At 65.8% G+C, this 19,527-nt stretch carries 21 protein-coding genes; 8 read left to right on the top strand and 13 right to left on the bottom strand.

Annotation, left to right across the window (positions count from 1 at the left end; translation table 11 throughout):
* Positions 1 to 22: 22 nt before the first annotated feature.
* Positions 23 to 1,021 (bottom strand): CapA family protein, encoded by a 999-nt coding sequence (locus B1A87_RS06085; RefSeq protein ID WP_260681026.1) that lies wholly within the window; start codon positions 1,019 to 1,021, stop codon positions 23 to 25.
* Between the two features lie 7 nt (positions 1,022 to 1,028).
* Between B1A87_RS06085 and B1A87_RS23645 the strand changes: the two genes are divergently transcribed.
* Complete coding sequence (locus tag B1A87_RS23645; RefSeq protein WP_260680703.1) at positions 1,029 to 1,310, top strand: hypothetical protein; 282 nt, start codon at positions 1,029 to 1,031, stop codon at positions 1,308 to 1,310.
* A gap of 80 nt (positions 1,311 to 1,390) precedes the next feature.
* The gene (locus B1A87_RS06080; protein WP_078027909.1) at positions 1,391 to 3,403 is read left to right on the top strand and encodes a M3 family metallopeptidase; all 2,013 of its coding nucleotides are present in this window, start codon (positions 1,391 to 1,393) and stop codon (positions 3,401 to 3,403) included.
* A 146-nt stretch (positions 3,404 to 3,549) separates the two neighbouring features.
* On the opposite strand, the gene pdxS is transcribed toward B1A87_RS06080, so the two are convergent.
* The 6 genes from pdxS to B1A87_RS06050 all read right to left on the bottom strand — a co-directional run bounded on the left by pdxS (position 3,550) and on the right by B1A87_RS06050 (position 11,917).
* Positions 3,550 to 4,476 carry a pyridoxal 5'-phosphate synthase lyase subunit PdxS gene (gene pdxS, locus B1A87_RS06075; protein WP_043481916.1) on the bottom strand — a complete coding sequence of 309 codons (927 nt, stop codon included), beginning with the start codon at positions 4,474 to 4,476 and terminating at the stop codon, positions 3,550 to 3,552.
* 138 nt (positions 4,477 to 4,614) lie between these two features.
* Entirely contained in the window at positions 4,615 to 5,235 is a 621-nt protein-coding gene (gene pgsA, locus B1A87_RS06070; RefSeq protein WP_078028935.1) for a phosphatidylinositol phosphate synthase, read from the bottom strand.
* On the bottom strand, positions 5,225 to 5,812 hold the full coding sequence (locus B1A87_RS06065) for an HIT domain-containing protein (protein WP_078028871.1): 588 nt from the start codon (positions 5,810 to 5,812) through the stop codon (positions 5,225 to 5,227). Before B1A87_RS06065 ends, pgsA begins: the two co-directional genes overlap by 11 nt.
* Before the next feature lie 20 nt (positions 5,813 to 5,832).
* A complete protein-coding gene (thrS, locus tag B1A87_RS06060) occupies positions 5,833 to 7,797 on the bottom strand; it encodes a threonine--tRNA ligase (protein ID WP_395940267.1) in 1,965 nt (654 codons plus the stop codon).
* A 164-nt stretch (positions 7,798 to 7,961) separates the two neighbouring features.
* Complete coding sequence (locus tag B1A87_RS06055) at positions 7,962 to 11,567, bottom strand: DNA polymerase III subunit alpha (RefSeq protein WP_078028869.1); 3,606 nt, start codon at positions 11,565 to 11,567, stop codon at positions 7,962 to 7,964.
* A complete protein-coding gene (locus B1A87_RS06050) occupies positions 11,564 to 11,917 on the bottom strand; it encodes a hypothetical protein (RefSeq protein ID WP_078028868.1) in 354 nt (117 codons plus the stop codon). The genes B1A87_RS06055 and B1A87_RS06050 overlap by 4 nt, the downstream gene beginning before the upstream one ends.
* A 143-nt stretch (positions 11,918 to 12,060) precedes the next feature.
* Between B1A87_RS06050 and B1A87_RS06045 the strand changes: the two genes are divergently transcribed.
* A complete protein-coding gene (locus B1A87_RS06045) occupies positions 12,061 to 12,447 on the top strand; it encodes a hypothetical protein (RefSeq protein WP_078028867.1) in 387 nt (128 codons plus the stop codon).
* Between the two features lie 51 nt (positions 12,448 to 12,498).
* On the opposite strand, the gene B1A87_RS06040 is transcribed toward B1A87_RS06045, so the two are convergent.
* A complete protein-coding gene (locus B1A87_RS06040) occupies positions 12,499 to 12,825 on the bottom strand; it encodes a chorismate mutase (protein WP_078028866.1) in 327 nt (108 codons plus the stop codon).
* 14 nt (positions 12,826 to 12,839) lie between these two features.
* Here B1A87_RS06040 and B1A87_RS06035 point away from each other — a divergent pair, with 14 nt between their 5' ends.
* Positions 12,840 to 13,262 carry a VOC family protein gene (locus B1A87_RS06035; protein ID WP_078028865.1) on the top strand — a complete coding sequence of 141 codons (423 nt, stop codon included), beginning with the start codon at positions 12,840 to 12,842 and terminating at the stop codon, positions 13,260 to 13,262.
* A 22-nt stretch (positions 13,263 to 13,284) separates the two neighbouring features.
* Here the strand turns inward: B1A87_RS06035 and B1A87_RS06030 are convergent, their stop codons facing one another.
* Positions 13,285 to 14,034 (bottom strand): SOS response-associated peptidase, encoded by a 750-nt coding sequence (locus tag B1A87_RS06030; protein WP_078028864.1) that lies wholly within the window; start codon positions 14,032 to 14,034, stop codon positions 13,285 to 13,287.
* 103 nt (positions 14,035 to 14,137) lie between these two features.
* Here B1A87_RS06030 and B1A87_RS06025 point away from each other — a divergent pair, with 103 nt between their 5' ends.
* Positions 14,138 to 14,395 (top strand): mycoredoxin, encoded by a 258-nt coding sequence (locus tag B1A87_RS06025; RefSeq protein ID WP_078028863.1) that lies wholly within the window; start codon positions 14,138 to 14,140, stop codon positions 14,393 to 14,395.
* Positions 14,396 to 14,473: 78 nt separating this feature from the next.
* Here B1A87_RS06025 and B1A87_RS06020 read toward each other — a convergent pair whose 3' ends face one another.
* Positions 14,474 to 15,355: a LysR family transcriptional regulator ArgP gene (locus B1A87_RS06020; protein ID WP_078028862.1), complete on the bottom strand. Its 882-nt coding sequence runs from the start codon at positions 15,353 to 15,355 to the stop codon at positions 14,474 to 14,476.
* 72 nt (positions 15,356 to 15,427) lie between these two features.
* Here B1A87_RS06020 and B1A87_RS06015 point away from each other — a divergent pair, with 72 nt between their 5' ends.
* Positions 15,428 to 16,048, top strand: coding sequence for a LysE/ArgO family amino acid transporter (locus tag B1A87_RS06015; RefSeq protein WP_260680702.1), 621 nt, complete (start codon positions 15,428 to 15,430; stop codon positions 16,046 to 16,048).
* An 87-nt stretch (positions 16,049 to 16,135) separates the two neighbouring features.
* Here B1A87_RS06015 and B1A87_RS06010 read toward each other — a convergent pair whose 3' ends face one another.
* Together B1A87_RS06010 and B1A87_RS06005 are read right to left on the bottom strand one after the other, a co-directional pair.
* The gene (locus B1A87_RS06010; protein ID WP_078028860.1) at positions 16,136 to 16,339 is read right to left on the bottom strand and encodes a hypothetical protein; all 204 of its coding nucleotides are present in this window, start codon (positions 16,337 to 16,339) and stop codon (positions 16,136 to 16,138) included.
* A gap of 99 nt (positions 16,340 to 16,438) precedes the next feature.
* Positions 16,439 to 17,218 carry a lipoyl protein ligase domain-containing protein gene (locus tag B1A87_RS06005; RefSeq protein WP_260680701.1) on the bottom strand — a complete coding sequence of 260 codons (780 nt, stop codon included), beginning with the start codon at positions 17,216 to 17,218 and terminating at the stop codon, positions 16,439 to 16,441.
* Here B1A87_RS06005 and B1A87_RS06000 point away from each other — a divergent pair.
* Positions 17,211 to 17,594 carry a DUF2177 family protein gene (locus tag B1A87_RS06000; RefSeq protein WP_078028858.1) on the top strand — a complete coding sequence of 128 codons (384 nt, stop codon included), beginning with the start codon at positions 17,211 to 17,213 and terminating at the stop codon, positions 17,592 to 17,594. The two genes, B1A87_RS06005 and B1A87_RS06000, sit on opposite strands and share 8 nt — an antisense overlap.
* A 34-nt stretch (positions 17,595 to 17,628) precedes the next feature.
* Here B1A87_RS06000 and B1A87_RS05995 read toward each other — a convergent pair whose 3' ends face one another.
* A complete protein-coding gene (locus tag B1A87_RS05995) occupies positions 17,629 to 18,432 on the bottom strand; it encodes a thioesterase family protein (protein WP_078028857.1) in 804 nt (267 codons plus the stop codon).
* Positions 18,433 to 18,818: 386 nt separating this feature from the next.
* On the opposite strand from B1A87_RS05995, the gene B1A87_RS05990 reads away from it, so the two are divergent.
* Complete coding sequence (locus B1A87_RS05990) at positions 18,819 to 19,526, top strand: endonuclease/exonuclease/phosphatase family protein (protein ID WP_078028856.1); 708 nt, start codon at positions 18,819 to 18,821, stop codon at positions 19,524 to 19,526.
* The last annotated feature ends 1 nt before the right edge of the window (position 19,527 follow it).

Here is a 19,527-nt window from a genome sequence, read left to right as displayed (position 1 = left end):
GTGAGCGGGGAACAGTAGCCGGTCAGCGGTCCTTGGTGATCAGCAGCTCGTGCGCGCCGGCTTCAGCCGCACCCATCGACTCGACCACGGCCCTGGTCCGCTGCCGCGTCGCTGCGTCCGCGGCGGGGCTGGCGCATACGCCCTGCGGCGCATCGGACGCCACCGAGCACCAGCGGTAGGGCGCGTTCACGATGACCGAGGGCGCCCAGCCCAGATCCGATGCGGTCCACTTGCCGGCGGCGTCCTGGCTGAACTGTGCCCGCACTAGCAATCCCTCGTTGTTCACCACGTACGTGGGCGACAGTTCCGTCACGCCGTTGCCGAGGCCGTACACAATCCAGGTCCCCTTGTACTTTTCGACGGGCAGCACGGAGTGCGTGTGGTGGCCGTAGACCATGGTGAACTGGCCGCTGTCCACGAGCGCGTGGGCTACTTCCTGCTGCTGGGCATTCGGGACACTGGCGTATTCGTCGCCGGCGTGCATAACGCCCAGCACAATGTCGGCCCCGAGTTTCCTGGCCTTCTTTGCCTTGGCGATCATGGCGGAGGCGTCAAGCAGGTCCACCTGCCATGCCGCTTCCGGTGTCTGCCCGTTGAGGCCGTACGCGGCTTCGATGACGGCGATCTTCGCGGCTCCGGTCTGCATGATGAGGACGCCCTGGGACTCGGCCTCGGTCCGGTAGGAGCCTGTGTGCTCCAGGCCGGAGGCGTCCAGGACATCCAGGGTCCGGACCAGCCCCTCGGTGCCCTGGTCGATGGTGTGGTTGCTGGCGGTGGTGCAGGCCCTGTAGCCCACGGCCTTTGAGGCGGCAATGATCTGCGGCGGCACGTTGAACGACGGGTAGGCAGAGAAGGGGCCCTGCGGAACGGCCACCGGCGTCTCCTGGTGGCAGATGGCGAGGTCGCTCTCCTGGATGTAACGCCGCTGGCCCTCGAGCAAGGGGCCGAAATCAAGCCCCTTGATTCCCGCCGCCAGCGCGTCCACGCGCGCCTGCTCCCACAGCTGGGCATGGACCAGCATGTCGCCGGTGACCAGCACGGACGTGCATCTGACCGCCTTGCAGGCCGGGCCGGCGCCCGGGGTCGGAGTGGGGGCCGGCGTCGGAGTCGGGGCTGTCTCTTATGGCGCAGCCGCCGCCGAGGACGCCTGGGTCGCTGCCGCCGAGGCAGATGTGTATAAGAGACAGGGCTTGTCCCGTTCGGCGATCACCCCGCAGGAAGCCAGTGATGCGATCAGTGATGCCGCCGCGGCCGTGCGGAAGGCACGGCCGGCGGTTCCGGTGCGAATGATCCCCATGCCGCCATCCTAAGGCGGCGCAGCCGCCGGACCGCGCAGCCAGACACGCCGGACATGATTGTGAACCGGACCACAGCATGAAAGTGTTGCTTCATGACTAATCCGCTGCTGAGCCCGAGCACACTGCCGTTCGGCCTGCCTCCGTTTGCAGACATCAATGACGCCCACTACGCCGAGGCAGTTGACGCCGGCCTCGCCGAGCACCTGTCCGAGATCGCGGCGATCGTGGACAACCCGGAACGGGCGACGTTCGAGAACACTGCCCTGGCGATGGAGCGGTCGGGCCGGCTGCTGGAACGGGCCGCCGCGTCCTTCTTCACGCTGGTTTCCGCTGATGCCTCCGATGCCATCCGGGACCTTGAGACGGAGCTGTCGCCGCTTTTTGCCGCCCATCAGGACGCCGTTTACCTCAACCGGGGACTCTACGAGCGGTTCGCCGGCATCCGCACCGACGGCCTGGATGCCGAGTCGGCCCGGCTCGTGGAGGAATACCTCAAGGAATTCCGCCAGTCCGGGATCCAGCTGGACGATTCCGGCCAGGAGAAGCTCAAGTCCCTCAACGCCGAGCTCTCGCGGCTCGGCACGGAGTTCGGGCAGCGGGTCAAGGAGGGCATGAAGTCTGCGGCCCTCCTGCTGGATGATGCCGGGGAGCTGGCCGGCCTGCCCGCCGACGAGGTGGCCAGTGCCGCGGAAGCCGCCCGCGTGGCGGGCCACGACGGGAAGTACCTGCTCACGCTGATCCAGCCGAGCAACCAACCCGCCCTCGCGGCACTGGAAAACCGGGGCGTCCGGCGCCGGCTTTTCGAGGCATCCGTGGCGCGGGGCAGCAGCGGCGGCAGCCTAGACGTCCTCGAGCTGGTGAAGTCCATGGTGCGGCTTCGCGCCGAGAAGGCCGCTCTGCTGGGTTTTGCCAACTATGCCGAACTGGTGGTGGACCGGCAGACCGCGCCGGACTTCGAGGCCGTCCTGACCATGCTGAACCGGCTGGCGCCTGCCGCGGTCCGGAATGCCGACGCTGAGGCCGCCGCCCTGGCGGAAAGCGCCGGCCATCCGCTCGAGGCCTGGGACTGGGCCTACTACTCCGCGAAAGTCCGGCGGGAGCGCTACGCGGTGGACGAACAGGCGATCCGGCCGTACTTCGAACTGGACCGGGTGCTGGTGGACGGCGTGTTTTTCGCGGCCACCTCGCTCTACGGCATCACCTTCCAGGAACGGGACGACCTCGCCGGCTACCACCCGGACGTCCGGGTCTGGGAGGTCCGCAACCAGGACGGCACGGAGCTGGGGCTGTTCCTGGGCGACTACTACACCCGGGAATCCAAACGGGGCGGCGCCTGGATGAACTCGCTCGTGGAGCAGTCAGCTTTGTTGGGCACCAAACCGGTGGTCATCAACAACCTGAACATTTCCAAGCCGCCGGCCGGTGAACCCACGCTGCTGACGCTGGACGAGGTGCGGACCGCGTTCCACGAATTCGGCCACGCCCTGCACGGGCTATTCTCGGACGTCACGTATCCGCGGTTCTCCGGCACGTCCGTGCCCCGGGACTTTGTGGAGTACCCGTCGCAGGTGAACGAAATGTGGATCATGTGGCCCGAGGTCCTGGCCAACTACGCCCGCCATCACGCCACCGGCGAGTTGCTCCCGCAGGAGACGGTGGACCGGCTCAATGAGTCCAGGCTCTGGGGCGAAGGCTTCGCCACCACGGAGTACCTCGGTGCCGCACTGCTGGACCTGGCCTGGCACGTGCTCGACGCCGGCAGCGTCCCGCAGGACGCCCTCGAGTTCGAGGCCAAGGCGCTGGCGGCGGCGGGGGTGGCCCACCGTCTGATTCCGCCCCGCTACCGCACGGGCTACTTCCAGCACATCTTCGCCGGGGACGGCTACGCGGCCGGCTACTACTCTTACATCTGGAGCGAGGTATTGGACGCCGAAACCGTCGACTGGTTCACCGAGAACGGAGGACTCACCCGCGCCAACGGGGACCGATTCCGCACTGAGCTGCTGTCCCGGGGCAACAGCAAGGACCCGCTGGACTCCTTCCGCACGCTGCGCGGACGCGACGCCGCCCTGGAGCCGCTCCTGAAGCGCCGCGGCCTCGAGTAGCTTCCGCCCGGCTCCCAACCAGGTAGCAGCAGGCGTCGGTTTGGGCGCTCAAAACGACACCTGCTGCTACCCACTGGGGGTTAACGCGCGACGGCGGCGGCTCACCGTTGAAGGTGACCCACCGCCGTCGTACTGCCTTTGGAGCTTTACCAGCCGCGCTCGGCGAGGCGGTGCGGCTGCGGAATCTCGTCGACGTTGATGCCCACCATGGCTTCGCCCAGGCCGCGGGAGGCCTTGGCGATGACGTCGGGGTCATCGAAGAAGGTGGTGGCCTTCACGACGGCGGCGGCGCGCTGGGCGGGGTTGCCGGACTTGAAGATGCCGGAGCCGACGAACACGCCGTCGGCGCCAAGCTGCATCATCATCGCGGCGTCGGCCGGGGTGGCGATGCCGCCGGCGGTGAACAGCACCACGGGAAGCTTGCCGGCGGCAGCAACCTCCTTGACCAGTTCGTACGGGGCCTGCAGTTCCTTGGCCGCGACGTAGAGCTCGTCCTCGGGCAGGGCGGCAAGCTTGGCGATCTCGGAACGGATCTGGCGCATGTGGCCGGTGGCGTTGGAGACGTCGCCGGTGCCGGCCTCGCCCTTGGACCGGATCATGGCCGCGCCCTCGTTGATGCGGCGCAGCGCCTCACCGAGGTTGGTGGCGCCACAGACGAAGGGAACCTTGAAGTTCCACTTGTCGATGTGGTTGACGTAGTCGGCCGGGGTCAGGACCTCGGACTCGTCGATGTAGTCCACGCCGAGGGACTGCAGGACCTGGGCTTCGACGAAGTGGCCGATGCGGGCCTTGGCCATGACCGGGACGGAGACGGCGTCGATGATCTTGTCGATCATGTCCGGATCGGACATGCGGGACACGCCACCCTGGGCGCGGATGTCGGCCGGAACGCGCTCGAGCGCCATCACGGCAACGGCACCGGCGTCTTCGGCGATGCGGGCCTGCTCGACGTTGACGACGTCCATGATGACGCCGCCCTTGAGCATCTCTGCCATGCCGCGCTTGACGCGGTTGCTGCCCGTGACGCTGTTGGCGGACGAGCCGGCTTCGCTGCTTACATCAGGTGTAGACACAAAAACCCCTATGGGTAGATAGATGACCTTCGCCGGGAGTGCGGGCGGCACGGAAATGCCGTAATTTGCACACACCGGATTACCGGTCCATTGACCAGGCAGTCCTAATACTAGTCCCACCCCGGCAGCCGGGCTTAATCAGGTTTTTTCGGTGTCCTCGAGCGACTGGTCACGGACCGCCAGCACGCGCTGGACCACCGTGACGAGGCTGGCCAGAGCCAGCAACACGAGCGTCACGAACAGCGCTATGGACGGCAGCCCCAGGCCGGTGAAGCCGGTGACCACCAGGACGGACACCAGCCGCTCGGCGCGTTCGGCAATGCCCACATTGGCCTGGAAGCCCAGCGATTCGGCCTTCGCCCGCACATAGGAGACCACCATGCCAAGAACAAGGCAGACGACGGCGGCAATCGCTATCGCTTCATTGTCGCCGCCCGTAAAAAACCAGATGGCCAGGCCGGCGAAGAGCGCCCCGTCGGCAATCCTGTCCAGGGTGGAGTCCAGGAAATTGCCCCAGCGGCCTCCCCCGTTCTGCAGCCGCGCCATAATGCCGTCAATGACGTCGGAAAAGATGAAGGCGGTGATGAAGAGCGTTCCCCACCAGAGCTGGCCCAGCGGGTAGAAGACCAGGGCGCCCACCACCACGCCGGCCGTCCCGACGATGGTGATCGCGTCCGGGGATACGCCGATCCTGAGGAGCCAGCGGGCAAGCGGGGAGAACAGCGCGGTGAAGAAACCGCGGGCATGCCTATTCAGCATGCGTCTCCCCGGGCCACGCCTCGGCAACCTGCTGGCGGACTTCGTCGAGGGTCTGCGTGATCGCCTTGGTCTGGGCGATGATGGGGAAGAAGTTTCCGTCCCCGCCCCACCGCGGAACAATATGCTGGTGCAGGTGCCCGGCGATCCCGGCGCCGCCCACAACTCCCTGGTTCATGCCGAGGTTGAAGCCGCCCGGATTCGCCACCTTCCGCAGCACCCGCATGGCGGTCTGGGTCAGCTCGGAGAATTCGGCGGTCTCCTCGACCGTCAGGTCCGTGTAATCCGGAACGTGCCGGTAGGGGCACACCAGCAGGTGCCCCGGGTTGTACGGGAAGAGGTTCAGCACCACATAGCTCGTGCGGCCCCGGCACACGATGAGGGACTCCTCATCCGTGCGCGAGGGGGCGATGCAAAAAGGGCAGTCGTCCTGATTCTTGAACTGGTGCTGCCCGCCCTTGATGTAGGCCATGCGGTGCGGAGTCCACAGGCGCTGGAAAGCGTCCGGCACGCCGGCGAGGCCGAAATCATCCGTCACCTCAGCGTCGCCCGGATAGCCCGCCCCTGTGTTCTCCTGCACTGCGTACCCTTCCGCCGCGGCTAGCTGGTCCGGTCGCGGACGGCATCCACGATCCGCTGGACGGCGTCGGCCACGGGCACACCGTTGTCCTGGCTGCCGTCGCGGAAGCGGAAGGACACAGCGCCGGCGTCGGCGTCCTCGCCTCCTGCGATGAGCACGAACGGGATCTTGTCCTTGCTGGCCGTGCGGATCTTCTTCGGGAAGCGGTCCGAGGAAATGTCCACCTCGGCCCGGATGCCGGCAGCCTTGAGCTGGCCGACGACGTCGAACATGTAGTCATTGAACGCCTCGGCCACCGGGATGCCCACCACCTGCACGGGAGCCAGCCAGGCCGGGAACGCTCCGGCGTAGTGCTCCGTGAGCACGCCCATGAAACGCTCCACCGAACCGAAGAGGGCACGGTGGATCATGACGGGGCGCTGGCGGGTGCCGTCAGCGGCCTGGAACTCGAGTTCGAAGCGTTCGGGCAGGTTGAAGTCCAGCTGGATGGTGGACATCTGCCAGGTGCGGCCCAGGGCGTCTTTCGCCTGGACGGAGATCTTGGGGCCGTAGAACGCGGCCCCGCCCGGATCCGGAATCAGTTCCAGGCCGGAGGCTTCGGCCACTTCAGCCAGGGTGCGGGTGGCTTCCTCCCAGGCAGCGTCCTCGCCCACGAATTTGTCTTCGTTCTTGGTGGACAGCTCCAGGTAGAAGTCGTCCAGGCCGTAGTCCTTGAGCAGGCCCAGGACGAAGTTCAGCGTGGTGGTGAGTTCGTCCTTCATCTGTTCGCGGGTGCAGTAGATGTGGGCGTCGTCCTGGGTCATGCCGCGCACGCGGGTCAGGCCGTGCACAACGCCCGACTTTTCGTACCGGTAGACGGAGCCGAACTCGAAGAGGCGCAGCGGCAGTTCGCGGTAGGAGCGGCCGCGCGAGCGGAAGATCAGGTTGTGCATGGGGCAGTTCATCGGCTTCAGGTAGTAATCCTGGCCGGGCTTGCGCACGGTGCCGTCCTCGTTCAGCTCCGCGTCGATGTGCATCGCCGGGAACATGCCCTCCTTGTACCAGTCGAGGTGGCCGGAGACTTCGTAGAGGTGGCCCTTGGTGATGTGCGGCGTGTAGACGAACTCGTAGCCGGCGTCCACGTGGCGCTGGCGGGAGTAGTCCTCCATGGCCTTGCGGATGATCCCGCCCTTGGGGTGGAAGACCGGCAGGCCGGAGCCCAGTTCATCCGGGAAGGAGAACAGGTCCAGTTCGGCGCCAAGCTTGCGGTGGTCGCGGCGCTCGGCCTCGGCAATGCGCTCCTGGTAGGCCTTCAGGGCGTCTTTGGTGGGCCAGGCGGTGCCGTAGATACGCTGCAGCTGCTGGTTGTTCTGGTTGCCGAGCCAGTAGGCGGCCGACGAGCGGGTCAGGGCGAAGGCATTGGAAATGAGCTTCGTGTTGGGCAGGTGCGGGCCGCGGCACAGGTCGCACCAGACGCTGTCCCCGCTCTTGCGGTCCACGTTGTCGTAGATGGTGATGTCGCCGGCGCCCACTTCGACGTTGACGCCTTCACCGGCTTCGGCGGCGTTGTTCTTCTTGCCCAGGAGCTCGAGCTTGTAGGGCTCGTCCTTCATGGCTTCGCGGGCTTCGTCCTCGGAGACGACGCGCCGCACGAACTTCTGGTTCTGGTTGATGATCTTGAGCATCATCTTTTCCAGGGTCTTCAGGTCTTCCGGGGTGAAGGGTTCGGCGACGTCGAAGTCGAAGTAGAAGCCGTCAGTGATGTAGGGGCCGATGCCCAGCTTGGCGTCGGGGCGCAGCTGCTGCACTGCCTGGGCCATGACGTGGGCGGTCGAGTGGCGCAGCACGTTGAGTCCGTCAGGGGAATCGATGCTGACGCCCTCGATCCGGGCGCCTTCGGGAAGGGGCTGGTCCAGGTCCTTCAGCTCGCCGTCAACGCGGGCCACAACGACGTCGCGGCGCTCGAAGAAGAGTTCCGCGCCGGTAGTTCCGGTAGTCACCTTCATCTCTTCGCCATCGACGATGAGGGTGATCTGCTCGGCATCTGACACGGGTGTCTCCTATTCAAAGTTAAGGCTTCGTAGCTTGTGGCATACGGGGACCACAGCCAGCCTCGTCAATGGTATCTGTAACGGGAGAGGCCAGCCAAAGCGGCGCACGGGCGGGCCCGTCAGCCTCCCAGCCCGGTGATGGCCAGATTGCGGCCGATTCCCTCCAGCGGCCCCGGCACCCTGAATTCGTCCGGGATGACCGTTCCGGGGTGGACATCGGACGTGCCCTGGCCGCCGGAGCGGGTTCCGGGACCGGGGTGCTCCGGACCTTGTTCAGCCGCACCCTCTGTGCCGGGCGCGCCCTGCGCCGGGAAGGCCTCTTCAGGGAAGGGCAGTGTGTCGATCCGGCTGAGGTCCCAGGCCATGCTGGCGCTGAGGCTAATCCCCCGCGGGCCTGTTCGCCTGGTGGTTCCGCGGATGAGCAGCAGCCGCGTGCCGAACAGCAGTGGCCCGGCGTGCTCCTGGGCTTCATGGAAGAACACCGAGTCCACGCATCCCGTGCCGTCATCAATGCTGATGAAGACAACCCGCCGGCCGCCGCGCATGGGCGGGGTCTGGGTGGCAATCCGGACGCCCGCCACCAGGACCTCCGTGCCGTTCCTGAGTCCGAGCAGTTTGTCTGCTGTGGTGACACCAAGCTTGTCCAGGAGCGGCCGGTGGCTCGACATGAGGTGATCGCTGACGTCCACAGCCATCAGGTCAAGCTCCGCCCGGACATTGTCCACCATGGTGGGCGGCGGAAGCTCGGCCTTCACGTTCCGCAACTCGACATCGCCCAAAGGCAGCGCCAGTTGCCCCTCGATGACGTCGGGTCCTTTCCGGGCCTGCCGGCCCTGGAGGTTTTGGAGGTGCTGGACCAGGTCCGCACGGTTGGCGGCGCCGCCCGATTCACGGTGCAGCGAATCGAAGGCACCCAGCTGGGCGAGCCGCTTGATACTCGGTTTGCTCACCCTGGACCTGGCCCGAAGGTCCGCCAGGGAATCGTAGGGCTGCCCGGCCACGATCCGTTTCAGCTCCGAACCGGAAAGGCCGAAGATCCCGTTCAGGCTCAGCCTGATGCCGAGCTTGCCCCGGTCCGGCCCTTCAGTGACCCGCTCCACCCGGTACTCGGCGCCGCTGCGGTTGATGTCCAGCGGAAGGATGGGGATGCCGAGGCGGCGCGCCTCAGCAACCAGCAGTCGCTTGGGATACATGCCGGGATCGTGTTCCCACAACCCGGCCAGGAAGGCCTCCGGATGGTGGGTCTTCAGCCAGGCCGACTGGTAGGTGGGCACCGCAAAGGCAGCCCCATGGGCTTTGCAGAATCCGAAACTGCCAAAAGCCTTCAGGGTCCCCCAGACCTTGTCCACCACCTCCGGGGTGTAGCCCCTGGCCCGGGCTTCCTTGCGGAAGAATTCCTCCACCTTGGGTTCAAGGAGTTCGTTGCCCAGGGCACGGCGGAATTCATCTGCCCTGGCCAGCCCGCAGTCCGTCATGACGTGGAAGGTTTTCAGGATCTGCTCATGGAACACGGTGACCCCGTGCGTTTCCTGCAGCACCGGCTTGAGGTCCGGATGGGGATAGACCTCTGGCGCGAAACCGTGACGGTGTTCCAGGAAGGGCCGGACCATGTCCGATTTCATGGGCCCGGGCCGGAACAGCGAAATATCGATGATGAGGTCATTGAAATCCCTCGGCGCCATTTTGCCCACGAGTTCGCGCTGTCCCGGCGATTCGATCTGGAAACAGCCCAGGGTATGGGTGCTTCTGATGAGCTCGTAGGTGGGTTCATCATCCAGCGGCACGGCGTTGAGGTCTATGCGGCCATCCTCCCTGATGTAGTCCGGACCCTTGCCGTCCGGCCCCACGGGATGGGCCCCTGCGGCCACCACTTCCTCCTTCGAAGGGTGGATGCGGATGATCTCCCGCACGGCAAAGGCCATGGCGCTCTGCATCCGGACACCCAGCACATCGAGTTTGAGCATGCCCATGGGATCCATGTCGTGTTTGTCGAACTGGCTCATGGGCAGCCCCAGGCCGCTGGGCTGGACGGGGGTCCGGTCCAGCAGGGTGGCATCCCCGAGAATCACGCCGCAGGGGTGCATGGAGATATGGCGCGGGAGGCGGTCCAGGCGCTCGGTAAGATCCACCAGCAGGTCAAGCTGCTGGTTTTCCGAAAAGTCCCGCTGCTCCACCCGGCCTGCGAATTCCCGCAGTTCGGGTTTTTCCTCCAGCGCCTCCCGGAATTTCCGGGCAGAGAACCGCCACAACTGCTTGGCAATCTCCCCCACATCGCCGCCGTCCATTCCCAGGGCCATGCCTGCATCCCGCACGGCTCCCCGGGCGCGGTAGCCGTTCTGCATGCTCATCAGGGTGACGCGCTGGGCGCCGAAACGGTCAAAGATTTTCCGGTAAACGTTGTGCCGTTCAGCGCTTTCGACGTCGATGTCGATGTCGGGCAGGGTGGACCGGTCCCCGGACAGGAACCGTTCGAAAATCAGGTCATGCTGCAGCGGATTCACCTGGCTGACGTCGATCAGGTAATTCACCAGGCTGGACGCCCCCGACCCCCTGGCGGCGGCCCGCACCCCCATGTCCAGGATCATCCGCGAAACCTCCGCCACAGTGAGGAAGTAGGAGGCGAAACCGAGGTTGGCGATGATCTTCAGTTCATGATCGAGCCGCGCCCGCATCTCGGCATGCGCTGTGCCCGAAATCCCCGGGAAGCGGCGGGTGACCCCGGCTTCGCAGCGAAGGGCCAGCTCTGCCAGCGGATCCCCTTCAATGCCGATCACTGAGGCCTCGGGCACCGCCGGCCGTTTCCAGCCCATGTCGGAAACCGGATCCATGCGGCACCTGTCCGCGAGCGCCTCCGTTTGCGCGAGGAGCACCTGGAGATCCGCCGCCCCGTAACCGGCGGCGTGAATGATTTCCTTCCCCAGCTGAAGCATCTGCGAGGGCGATTTCAGCCACCCCTGGCCGTTGGGCTGGAGCATGGGCGCGGCGGACAGCTCGGGCAGCGACTTCAGGGTGCGGGCGGAATCCAGGACGTCGGCCGTCGCGGCGCCGTCCTCCGCGCAATAGCGGACCGCGTTGGTGAGCACTGCCGGAACACGGAATTCCTGGGCCAGCTTCAGCATCCGCACTGCATGGGCCGTGCTCAGCGGCTCCCCGGGAGCAGTGAGATGGGTGACAACTTCGGCGGCGAGGCTTCCTGCCGGCAAGGCATCCAGCCAGCTCTTGAACAGCGTGCGTGGCCGAAGGTAACGCCGCCCGCCCAACGCCCGTCCGACGTCGGAATCAGGGCCGACCAGGACGGTGAGCACCGGCTTCAGGGTGCTGGGGTCAAGGATCCTGGAGGCGAGCTCCGCCCGGGTGACGGCAACAGGGACCGCTCCCCCGGCCTTGCCGGTGGTGCGGGCGTGCGCATCCGAAATCAGCCGGCACAGCGCCTTGTAGCCGGCACCGTTGGTGTGGCCGTGCGCAAGCACCACCACCCGGCCGGAAAGCTGTGTGCGGAGGTCTCCGTCGTCGTCGAATACGGCGAGGTCCACCCCTACAACCGGGTCGATGCCGGCAGCCATGCATGCCTTGAGGTGCTTGACGGTGCCGTAGAGCCCGTCCCTGTCTGTGCATGCCAGGGCCGTTGCCCCCTCGGCCGCTGCCGACTGGGCAAGCTCATCAGGCCAGGAAACACCGTAGTGGGCGCTGAAGGCGGTGGAAACGTGAAGGTGCGTGAAGGTCATGCTGTCTTATGCCGGAGTGCGTCGTGGATCCGGAGCAGCCTCCAGCGTCCGCTGCCGGTGTGTCGGACCAGATCCAGGGTGAGGGATTCATGGGGTTCAAGGGATTCCGCAGAATCAAGGCGTTTGCCGTCGGCGCGGGAGGGCACCACCTGGATGCGCCAGATCTCGTGGTCAACGAGCCCCGGCCCGCTGCCCAGCGGCGCCCGCCGCTCCTCCGCCCACCACTGCCGGCGCTCATACCAGCGCACCGGTTCGGCGCAGACGGTGTACTGCCTGCCGCCCCATTGGACTTCCACGGGTTCGCCCGCCCCGTTGCAGACGACGTCTACAGACTCGCTGAACGTGCCCACGGGTGCCTCCGGAAACCAACATGAATCTGCTGAATATAAACGGTTATTCGAATATGTATTCGAATACGTCCAGTCTACGCCGGGGCTCGGACAAAACCTAGATGGGTGTGGACTGAAGGCGGCTTAGGGGGCAGGATGGTGCCATGAGTTCCAATGACGCGCTCCTGAAGCATGTAAGCATCGCCGCCAATGAGGCAACCCTCGTGGCCAGGTTTGATATCGAAGGCAACATTCCAGGATCGGGCGCCTTTGTCGTAGGGCTCATGGCTGCCACTCCGGACTATTCGCATCAACGGAGGCTGGGAATCGAGTTCATGAACGGTGAAGCGGTCTCCATGTACTTCTTCAACCACGACGAGACGGAGGAGACTTTTGACATCAGCAACGTCGAGCACTCCGGCAACACGATTACCGGCAACTTCCCTGTAAGCACAGTGTTCGGGCTGGGCAAAGGACATCTCATGTCAGGCTTCAGCGAAGCCGACGGCCGGGAATACCAGTCCGGAGTGCCCGTGGAGGAATCGCTTTAACCAGCCCGGGCGGGGCTAAGAAGCCCCGCCCGATAACGCAAGCCCCAGGGCTTAGTTGTTGTCCTTGTGGATTTTCAGCTCGAGCTCAATGAACTTCGAGATCATGGCCCGGTACGTGCTTTCCACGATGTCCGGGTCAATTTCCTTTTTCTGGGCAGCAGCCCGGACGTGCTCAATGACCCGTTCCACGCGACCAGGGGCCCTGACTTCCGCGTCGTCGCCCTTGAGCGTTCCCGCGATCCTGATCAGGCGCTCACGGCGGGCGATCAGCGTGACGATCTGGTCGTCCACCTCATCGACGGCGACCCGAACGGCAGCGAGCTGCTCTTTGTCAGCCTGGGCACTTTTCTCGTCTCCGTGATTTGTGGACATGTCCATGACAGTATCGAACCATGCAGCCCCGAGTCGATTTTATTTCACTGGGAGTGCGAAGCGTGGCCGCCTCCCGCCGCTTCTATGTGGACGCCCTCGGCTGGCCCGTCCACCGGGAGGTTCCGGATGAGGTGGTGTTCATCCAGGCCAACCACGGCCTGGTGCTCTCCCTGTGGGACGCAGCGCAGATGCAGGCCGAGGCCGCGGTGGACGCCCCGTCTTCTGTCCCCTGTATTACGCTGAGCCACAACGTGGGCAGCGCCGAAGAAGTCGACCGCGTGATGGCACAGGCGGAAGCCGCCAGCGCCGCCGTTGTGGCCGCTCCCAAGACGCAGCCCTGGGGCGGCTACACGGGATATTTCGCGGATCCGGACGGCTTCCGGTGGGAAATTGCCTATAACCCCACGTGGACCGTGGACGACGGCGGACGCGTCACCGTCTGATTCCTGCCGCCGTGTGCAGGTGTCAGAACAGTGCCTCGACGGGTTCGATGAGCTCCGGAGAGTTATTGCGGACATTTCCGACGGCCGGGCCGACGGAGTCTACGCGCCAGCCGGCGGCAACGTCCGTCACGCCTGAGCGGACCAGGTCGACCAGGCCGGCGGCGTCGTCAGCCTGCGGATCGATCCAGGCCGCCATCGTTTCCCGGCTCATGGGAAGGGGGACGCGGTCGTGGAGCGCGGTGAGCTCCCCGAAAACCGTGTGCTCGGCACCGGCCGGCGGGGAATCCGCAGTCATGATGGACATCGAAAGCATCCAGCGGGCGGGGTCGTCCTGGTCCTTCGACGGGTCCTTCCACCACTCGTAGAGTCCGGCGAAGACCATGCCGGAACCGTCCCTGGGGCGGACGTAATAGGGCTGCTTGCTGCGGCCCTCCCCCTGCTTCCATTCGTAGTACCCGTCGGCCGGCACCGCGCAGCGCCGAGACAGGACCGCTTTGCGGAAGGCGGGCTTCTCGAGCACGCTTTCACTCCGGGCATTGATCATCTTCGGGCCGATGACCGGGCTCTTTGCCCAGGACGGCACCAGGCCCCAGCGCGCAATGTGCAGCTGGCGGACCGTGTCGCCGTCGACAAGCCGCTCCAGGACGATGGGGGCACCGTCGGTGGGCGCAACGTTCCACGACGGCGGGATCTGAACTTCGTTTTCGATTTCGGCGTCGAATTCTGCCAACAGGTCCCCGACCGCCCTGGCCATGACATAGCGTCCACACATGGCACCAGCATGCCATCGCAACAGAGGCGGGGGAATACCGGCTCCCGGGTTACCGTTGTCACGAACGAACTGACAGGCAAGACATCAACCAGAGGAGAGCTCTGTGGATTTCACTCCCGAAGACGGCACCATCACCATGTTTTCGACCACGTGGTGCGGCTACTGCAACCGGCTCAAGAAGCAGCTGGACGCGCAGGGAATCGGCTACACCGAAATTAACATCGAAGAGGTGGACGGCACCGCCGAGCTCGTGGAGCAGATCAACGGCGGCAACCGCACCGTCCCCACCGTTCTCTTCCCGGACGGCACCGCGGCCACGAACCCGTCGGCGGCCGAGGTAAAGAGCAGGCTCGCAGCCTAGGAGCGCTTCTCGCCAGAACGGCTGAACACGCATGGCGGCTGTCCGGCCCGCTGCCCGTACCCGACGAACCGGGACGGGTCAGCGGAGCAGGGCAGCCGCAGCTTTTTGCAGCGACACCGCGATTCTCGTAAGCGTTGCCGATTCCACCGACCACTGTTGCCAATAGAGCGGAATATCCATGTGGCGCTCGTCGTCCAGGACGACCAGAGTGCCGGCCGCGATAGCGTCGGAGGACTGAAGGTCGGGCAGCATTCCCCAGCCCAGCCCCAGCTCGATCGCGCGGAGGAAGTCGGCGGATGCGGGCACGTAATGCCGCGGCGGCACTGCGCCGCCGCCACCCAGCCGCTGCTCAAGGTAACGGTCCTGCAGGGCATCCTTGCGGTCGAAGACCACCACGGGTACCGCGGACAGGGCGGCGTCGGTGAATCCGTCCGGCAGCCACTGTTCGGCAAAGGCCCGGCTGGCCACCGCCCTGTACCGCATGATGCCGAGGGGCCGTGCAAGGCACCCCTGCACAGGGTTCGGATTGGATGTTATCGCCGCCATCGCCGTGCCTTCCCGGAGACGGCCGATCGAGTGGTCCTGGTCGTCGATGGTGACTTCGAAGCTGGCCCGGTCAATGGCCGCCAGGGCCGGCAGGACCCACGTGGCCAGCGAGTCGGCGTTGACCACCAGCGGTATGCGCGGGCGGGCCCCGGCTCCCTCCAGGCCCAGCTCTTCCATGGCCTCACTTTCGAGGAGTGCCACCTGACGGGCCAGCCGGACCACCACACTTCCCGATTTGGTGGGTCTGGCCGGTTTGGTCCTGAGCAGCAGGACGCGCCCCGTCTGCTGCTCGAGGGCCTTGATCCGCTGGCTGACCGCTGACGAGGTCACATGGAGGACCTCGGCCGCCCGGTCGAAGGTGCCGTGTTCGATCACCGCAGCCAGCGTCCTGAGCTGTTCGGTTGTCGCGTCCATCCTGAAATTTCCTTAAGGTACGTAAGAAAGTTTAGCTGTACTCATGATTGCGCGCCGCCTAAAGTCAAGCAAGTGGAATTCACAACAACTTTCGGATCGCTCCTGGCCGGCTTCGGTGCCGGCCTCTCGCTCATCGTTGCAATCGGCGCCCAGAACGCCTTCGTGCTGCGCCAGGGATTGCGCCGCGAACACCTGGCCCCCATCGTGGCGGTCTGCATCGCCAGCGACGCCGTGCTGATCGTTGCAGGCGTGGCTGGAGTCGGCGCCCTGATCCAGGCCGCGCCGTTCGCCCTGGCAGTGGTCCGCTGGGCGGGCGCCGCCTTCCTTCTCGCTTATGCCGTCATCGCCGCGAGGCGGGCCCTGAATCCCGGGGCGCTCGCCGCTTCCGGCCCGCCTGCCCGGACCACGCTGGCCGCCGCGGTGACCACCGCCGTCGCCCTCACCTGGCTCAACCCGCACGTGTACCTGGACACGGTGGTGCTCCTGGGCTCGCTGGCGTCCGGCCACGGCCAGGATGGCCGCTGGCCGTTCGCCTGGGGAGCGGTGGCCGGCAGCACGCTGTGGTTCAGCCTCCTCGGCTTCGGCGCGAAGTTCCTCGCCCCGGTCTTCGCCCGCCCCGGCGCCTGGCGCGTCCTCGACGGCGGAATCGCCGTCCTCATGACGGTCCTGGCTGTGCTCCTGGTGGTTTCGTGACACTCGCCGCCGCCGGGCGCTGGACACACCGGGACGGCTGAACACACAGGATAGGCACCGACGCTGCGGTGCCTATCCGGTTTGTGCCTAGACCTTCTCGTGGATACGGTCAGTCATCGGTTTCGGAGCCTGGTGCTCCCTGCGGCGGGCAAGGAAGGCCCACAGTTTGGTTTCGTCCGCGTGGGCGGGTTCCGGGGTTTCCGCAGGTGCGGTCTCCCGGCGCCCTTCAGGCTTCCGGGCTGCGTCCTTCTTAGTGCCCCAGCCGAAATCCTCACGCGATGAGTAGCACATCACCGACCTCCTTTACAGCGGCTGTCCTTTAATGGTGCGCCGTTTTGGGCCGAAAAGTCGACGGGTTTCCGGACGATTGGGCCCGCAGATCCGTGGGCGTTACTTACTTGTTTGCAGGCTGCTGAACTCCGCGTGCCTCAGGGATGCGTAACCGGCGTAGGTGCTGACCACGGCTGCTTCGATGGCATCGACGTCCAGGTGGGGCACGAGGTCGTTGACCGCTCCTGCGGTCGCCGGATCCCAGTCCAGGCCGAGGGCCGCGTAACTCGCTGTGAGGACGCTGCGGATCGGTGCCGAGTCTTCCACCACCACCACGGAGCTGAACAGCCAGCCGCCGGAAACCACGCGCTGGGCGGTTCCCACCAGCTTGACCTGGTGCGCCGGGAACTGCGGATCCGTGCCGTGGACGCTGTATTCACCCGGGCAGTACTCACCCGGGATCTCCCCGACCGCAGCCTGCACGCCTGCACTCCGGAGCGCCTGCGCCAGCATCTCGCCGAAGAATGCGAACCGGCCCTTGGCACCGGCGATGGCGTCGGAGTGCGGCTCCACATGGTCGATGATCAGCGTGCCTTCGTGGTACGCAGCCGCCCGCCCTCCGGCCTTCCGGATCAGGGGTTCAAACCCCAAGTCGCGGCAGGCCTGGGCAGCAGCACCGAACCCGGGCAGATGCGCGTCGCGCTGGCCGAATGCCACGGTCGGGGCCGGGCGGTACAGCCGCAGGGTCGGCCCGATCCGGCCGGTCTTGGCCTGGCCCAGCAGCTCGATCCCGAATTCAAGGTCCCTGACAGCCCCCAGCGACTCTGCCTGGCGGACGACGGTCAGCGTCCGCGAGTCAGCCCCGGCCTGCTGCATATTGCTAAGCTCCCTTATGGTCATATTGCAATTCCTGGTGGTAGCCGCTGCCTTCGCCGCGATCGACGCCGTATGGCTCAAGCTCATGAACCCGTTCTACCGCAGCCACATCGGTGACTTGCTGGCCGACCGGCCCCATCTAGGTTACGCCGTTGCTTTCTACCTGATTTACATTGCGGGAATCGTCTTTTTTGCGTTGCGGCCGGCGCTCGACGGCGGCAGCTGGCTGACCGCCGTCGGGTTCGGAGCAGCGCTGGGCGCCTTCGCCTACGCCACCTATGACCTGACCAACGCAGCGACGCTCAAGGCCTGGCCCCTGCAGCTGATTCTCGTTGACATGGCCTGGGGCGCTCTGCTGACGGCGCTCGCCACGCTGGCCGGCTGGCTGGTGTTCCACTAGGGGATGCCGGGGCACTTACAGGCCCTGGGGCCGGTCAGGACTTCCGCAATGTCAGGATCTGCTCCGCCCGGCCGAACGGGCCGGCGAGGTCGTGCAGCACCGTTGACGTGAGACCGATCCCGTCCGCGCCGAAGGACACGGCGTTGTCCAGGCCAAGCCATTCGCCCTCGGGCCTGCGGTACATGTGGATCTGCAGGTCGAGGTTGGGGAAAGCGTAGCTGCCCTTGCCGGGCGGAACCCGCGCGGCGATGCCGTTCGCGGTATCCACGAGCCCCATCAGCCTGGCCAGGTCGGTGCTGTCGGCGGTGTCCGTCAGCGGATGGTCGGTGCGCAGCCAGACCTTCCCTGCGCCGGGCCGGTGCCCCTCGGCCACGCGCATTTCGAGCGAGCGGATGTACCCTCCCGGCCAGATGCTTGCGCCGTCGTAGGGCTTGCATTCATCCGGTGACGGAATGACGGCGTCTTCGACGGCGGCGACGGCGGATGTGTCGCTGGTGATCATCCGCCAGGCCGTTGCCCTGATGACTGCCCGTCCCCCCGCCACAAGCTCGGCCTGTACGAGTTCGATGGTCCGGCCCGGGCGGAGGGTCCTGGTGACGACGTCGACCTCGCCGCCGGGAATCAGACCCAGGATCTCGTAGCTGAGCCGCGCCATGCGCATGTCGCTGCGCGGCTCGTGGCGTTCCAGCCGGTCCGCCAGCAGTCCGGAGGCCGGAGCCATGTGCTGTTCGTGCTCGTTCCAGGCCCCCTGGGCGTGGATGGTGGAGCGGAAGCGTCCGCCTCCCAGGTCCTGGTAGTAGAAGTCGCCGTCGGCGAGTTCCGGCAGTGCAGCAGTCAACGTTGACCCTTTCGAAGCTTGGAATTAACCCGGAATCACACTATCGCCTCCGGCGCATACCTGCAGGGTCACAGTCACGCTCAAGGACGGCGCCAGCACCGATGCGGACTCCGCTTCCGGCGCGGTCACGGTCGACTCCGACACGGCTCGCCGTTCGTCGTCCAAAGCGCCACGAAGCAACACGCAGGGCCGTGGCCCGGGCGGAAGGTAACCGGCAGGGAAGGCAACCAGCCCCTTGGGAAGAAAACTGCCCAGGTGCCCGTCCGGCGTCGTCAGCTGTTTTGGCGGCGCCGGACGCGCGCTTAAATTTCCCGATCTCCATATGATGTTCTGGGTAGACTCGGAGACTGGTCCTTCTAGCAGCCCTCGGAAGAGGTGTTCCACTGATGCGAGTTATTAGCTACAACCTCCGCAAGCACAAGGCGAGCGGCGAACTGGTCAGTCTGGCCCGTAATTTCGGTATAGACGCCCTGTGCCTGCAGGAGTGCGATTCGGCTGAGCTGCCGGACACGCTGGGCCCGCTCCAGCTGGCCGACTTCACCAAGGGCAACCGGCTGGGCCTGGCAATCTATTACCGCAGCGACCGGTTCACGGCGCTGGAAACCAAGACGTTTGCCCTGCACAAGTCCATGCACGACCGCGTGATGGCGCCGGCCCACGAGCGCCTGATCGGGACGCGCATGGTGGACAACGCCACGGATCACGAACTGGTCATCGGCTCGTTCCACGCGGCTCCGCTCACCGCATCAAACTCGCTGCGCCGGAAGCAGATCCATGCGGCCCATGCGGAACTGCTGAGCATGGGTGAGGGCCTCATGACCCTGATGGTCGGGGACTTCAACTACCCGTTCTTCACGAAGAACCTGCACGCCCGCATGAAGGACTCCGGCTACGCCCTGTCCCTGAGCGACCGCAGGACATATACGCGGTACAAGGTCTTCAAAGGCCACTTTGACTTCGCCACTTCCCTAGGCCTGGACATCGAGAGCGTGGAGACCCTGCCGCGGGGCAAGTCAGACCACCTTCCGATCCTGATCACGGCGGAGTACGGGCAGGACCGGGCACCGATCAAGGCGGCGCAACCCGTTTCATGAT

The organism is Arthrobacter sp. KBS0703, assembly GCF_002008315.2.
Taxonomy (GTDB): Bacteria; Actinomycetota; Actinomycetes; order Actinomycetales; family Micrococcaceae; genus Arthrobacter.
The sequence above is the reverse complement of the archived record's forward strand: the minus strand, read 5'-3'. Positions and strand labels throughout refer to the sequence as shown.

Bases quoted from the DNA above. Each gene is read 5' to 3' on its own strand.
- B1A87_RS06010 (WP_078028860.1), bottom strand. From the start codon at position 16,339: ATGTGCTACTCATCGCGTGAGGATTTCGGCTGGGGCACTAAGAAGGAC.
- B1A87_RS06085 (WP_260681026.1), bottom strand. From the start codon at position 1,021: ATGCTGGTCCATGCCCAGCTGTGGGAGCAGGCGCGCGTGGACGCGCTG.
- B1A87_RS06045 (WP_078028867.1), top strand. From the start codon at position 12,061: ATGAGTTCCAATGACGCGCTCCTGAAGCATGTAAGCATCGCCGCCAAT.
- B1A87_RS06080 (WP_078027909.1), top strand. From the start codon at position 1,391: ATGACTAATCCGCTGCTGAGCCCGAGCACACTGCCGTTCGGCCTGCCT.
- B1A87_RS06005 (WP_260680701.1), bottom strand. From the start codon at position 17,218: ATGACCATAAGGGAGCTTAGCAATATGCAGCAGGCCGGGGCTGACTCG.
- thrS (WP_395940267.1), bottom strand. From the start codon at position 7,797: ATGAAGGTGACTACCGGAACTACCGGCGCGGAACTCTTCTTCGAGCGC.
- B1A87_RS06055 (WP_078028869.1), bottom strand. From the start codon at position 11,567: ATGACCTTCACGCACCTTCACGTTTCCACCGCCTTCAGCGCCCACTAC.
- B1A87_RS05990 (WP_078028856.1), top strand. From the start codon at position 18,819: ATGCGAGTTATTAGCTACAACCTCCGCAAGCACAAGGCGAGCGGCGAA.
- B1A87_RS06020 (WP_078028862.1), bottom strand. From the start codon at position 15,355: ATGGACGCGACAACCGAACAGCTCAGGACGCTGGCTGCGGTGATCGAA.
- B1A87_RS06030 (WP_078028864.1), bottom strand. From the start codon at position 14,034: ATGTGTGGACGCTATGTCATGGCCAGGGCGGTCGGGGACCTGTTGGCA.
- pgsA (WP_078028935.1), bottom strand. From the start codon at position 5,235: ATGCTGAATAGGCATGCCCGCGGTTTCTTCACCGCGCTGTTCTCCCCG.
- B1A87_RS06000 (WP_078028858.1), top strand. From the start codon at position 17,211: ATGGTCATATTGCAATTCCTGGTGGTAGCCGCTGCCTTCGCCGCGATC.
- B1A87_RS06035 (WP_078028865.1), top strand. From the start codon at position 12,840: ATGCAGCCCCGAGTCGATTTTATTTCACTGGGAGTGCGAAGCGTGGCC.
- B1A87_RS06040 (WP_078028866.1), bottom strand. From the start codon at position 12,825: ATGGACATGTCCACAAATCACGGAGACGAGAAAAGTGCCCAGGCTGAC.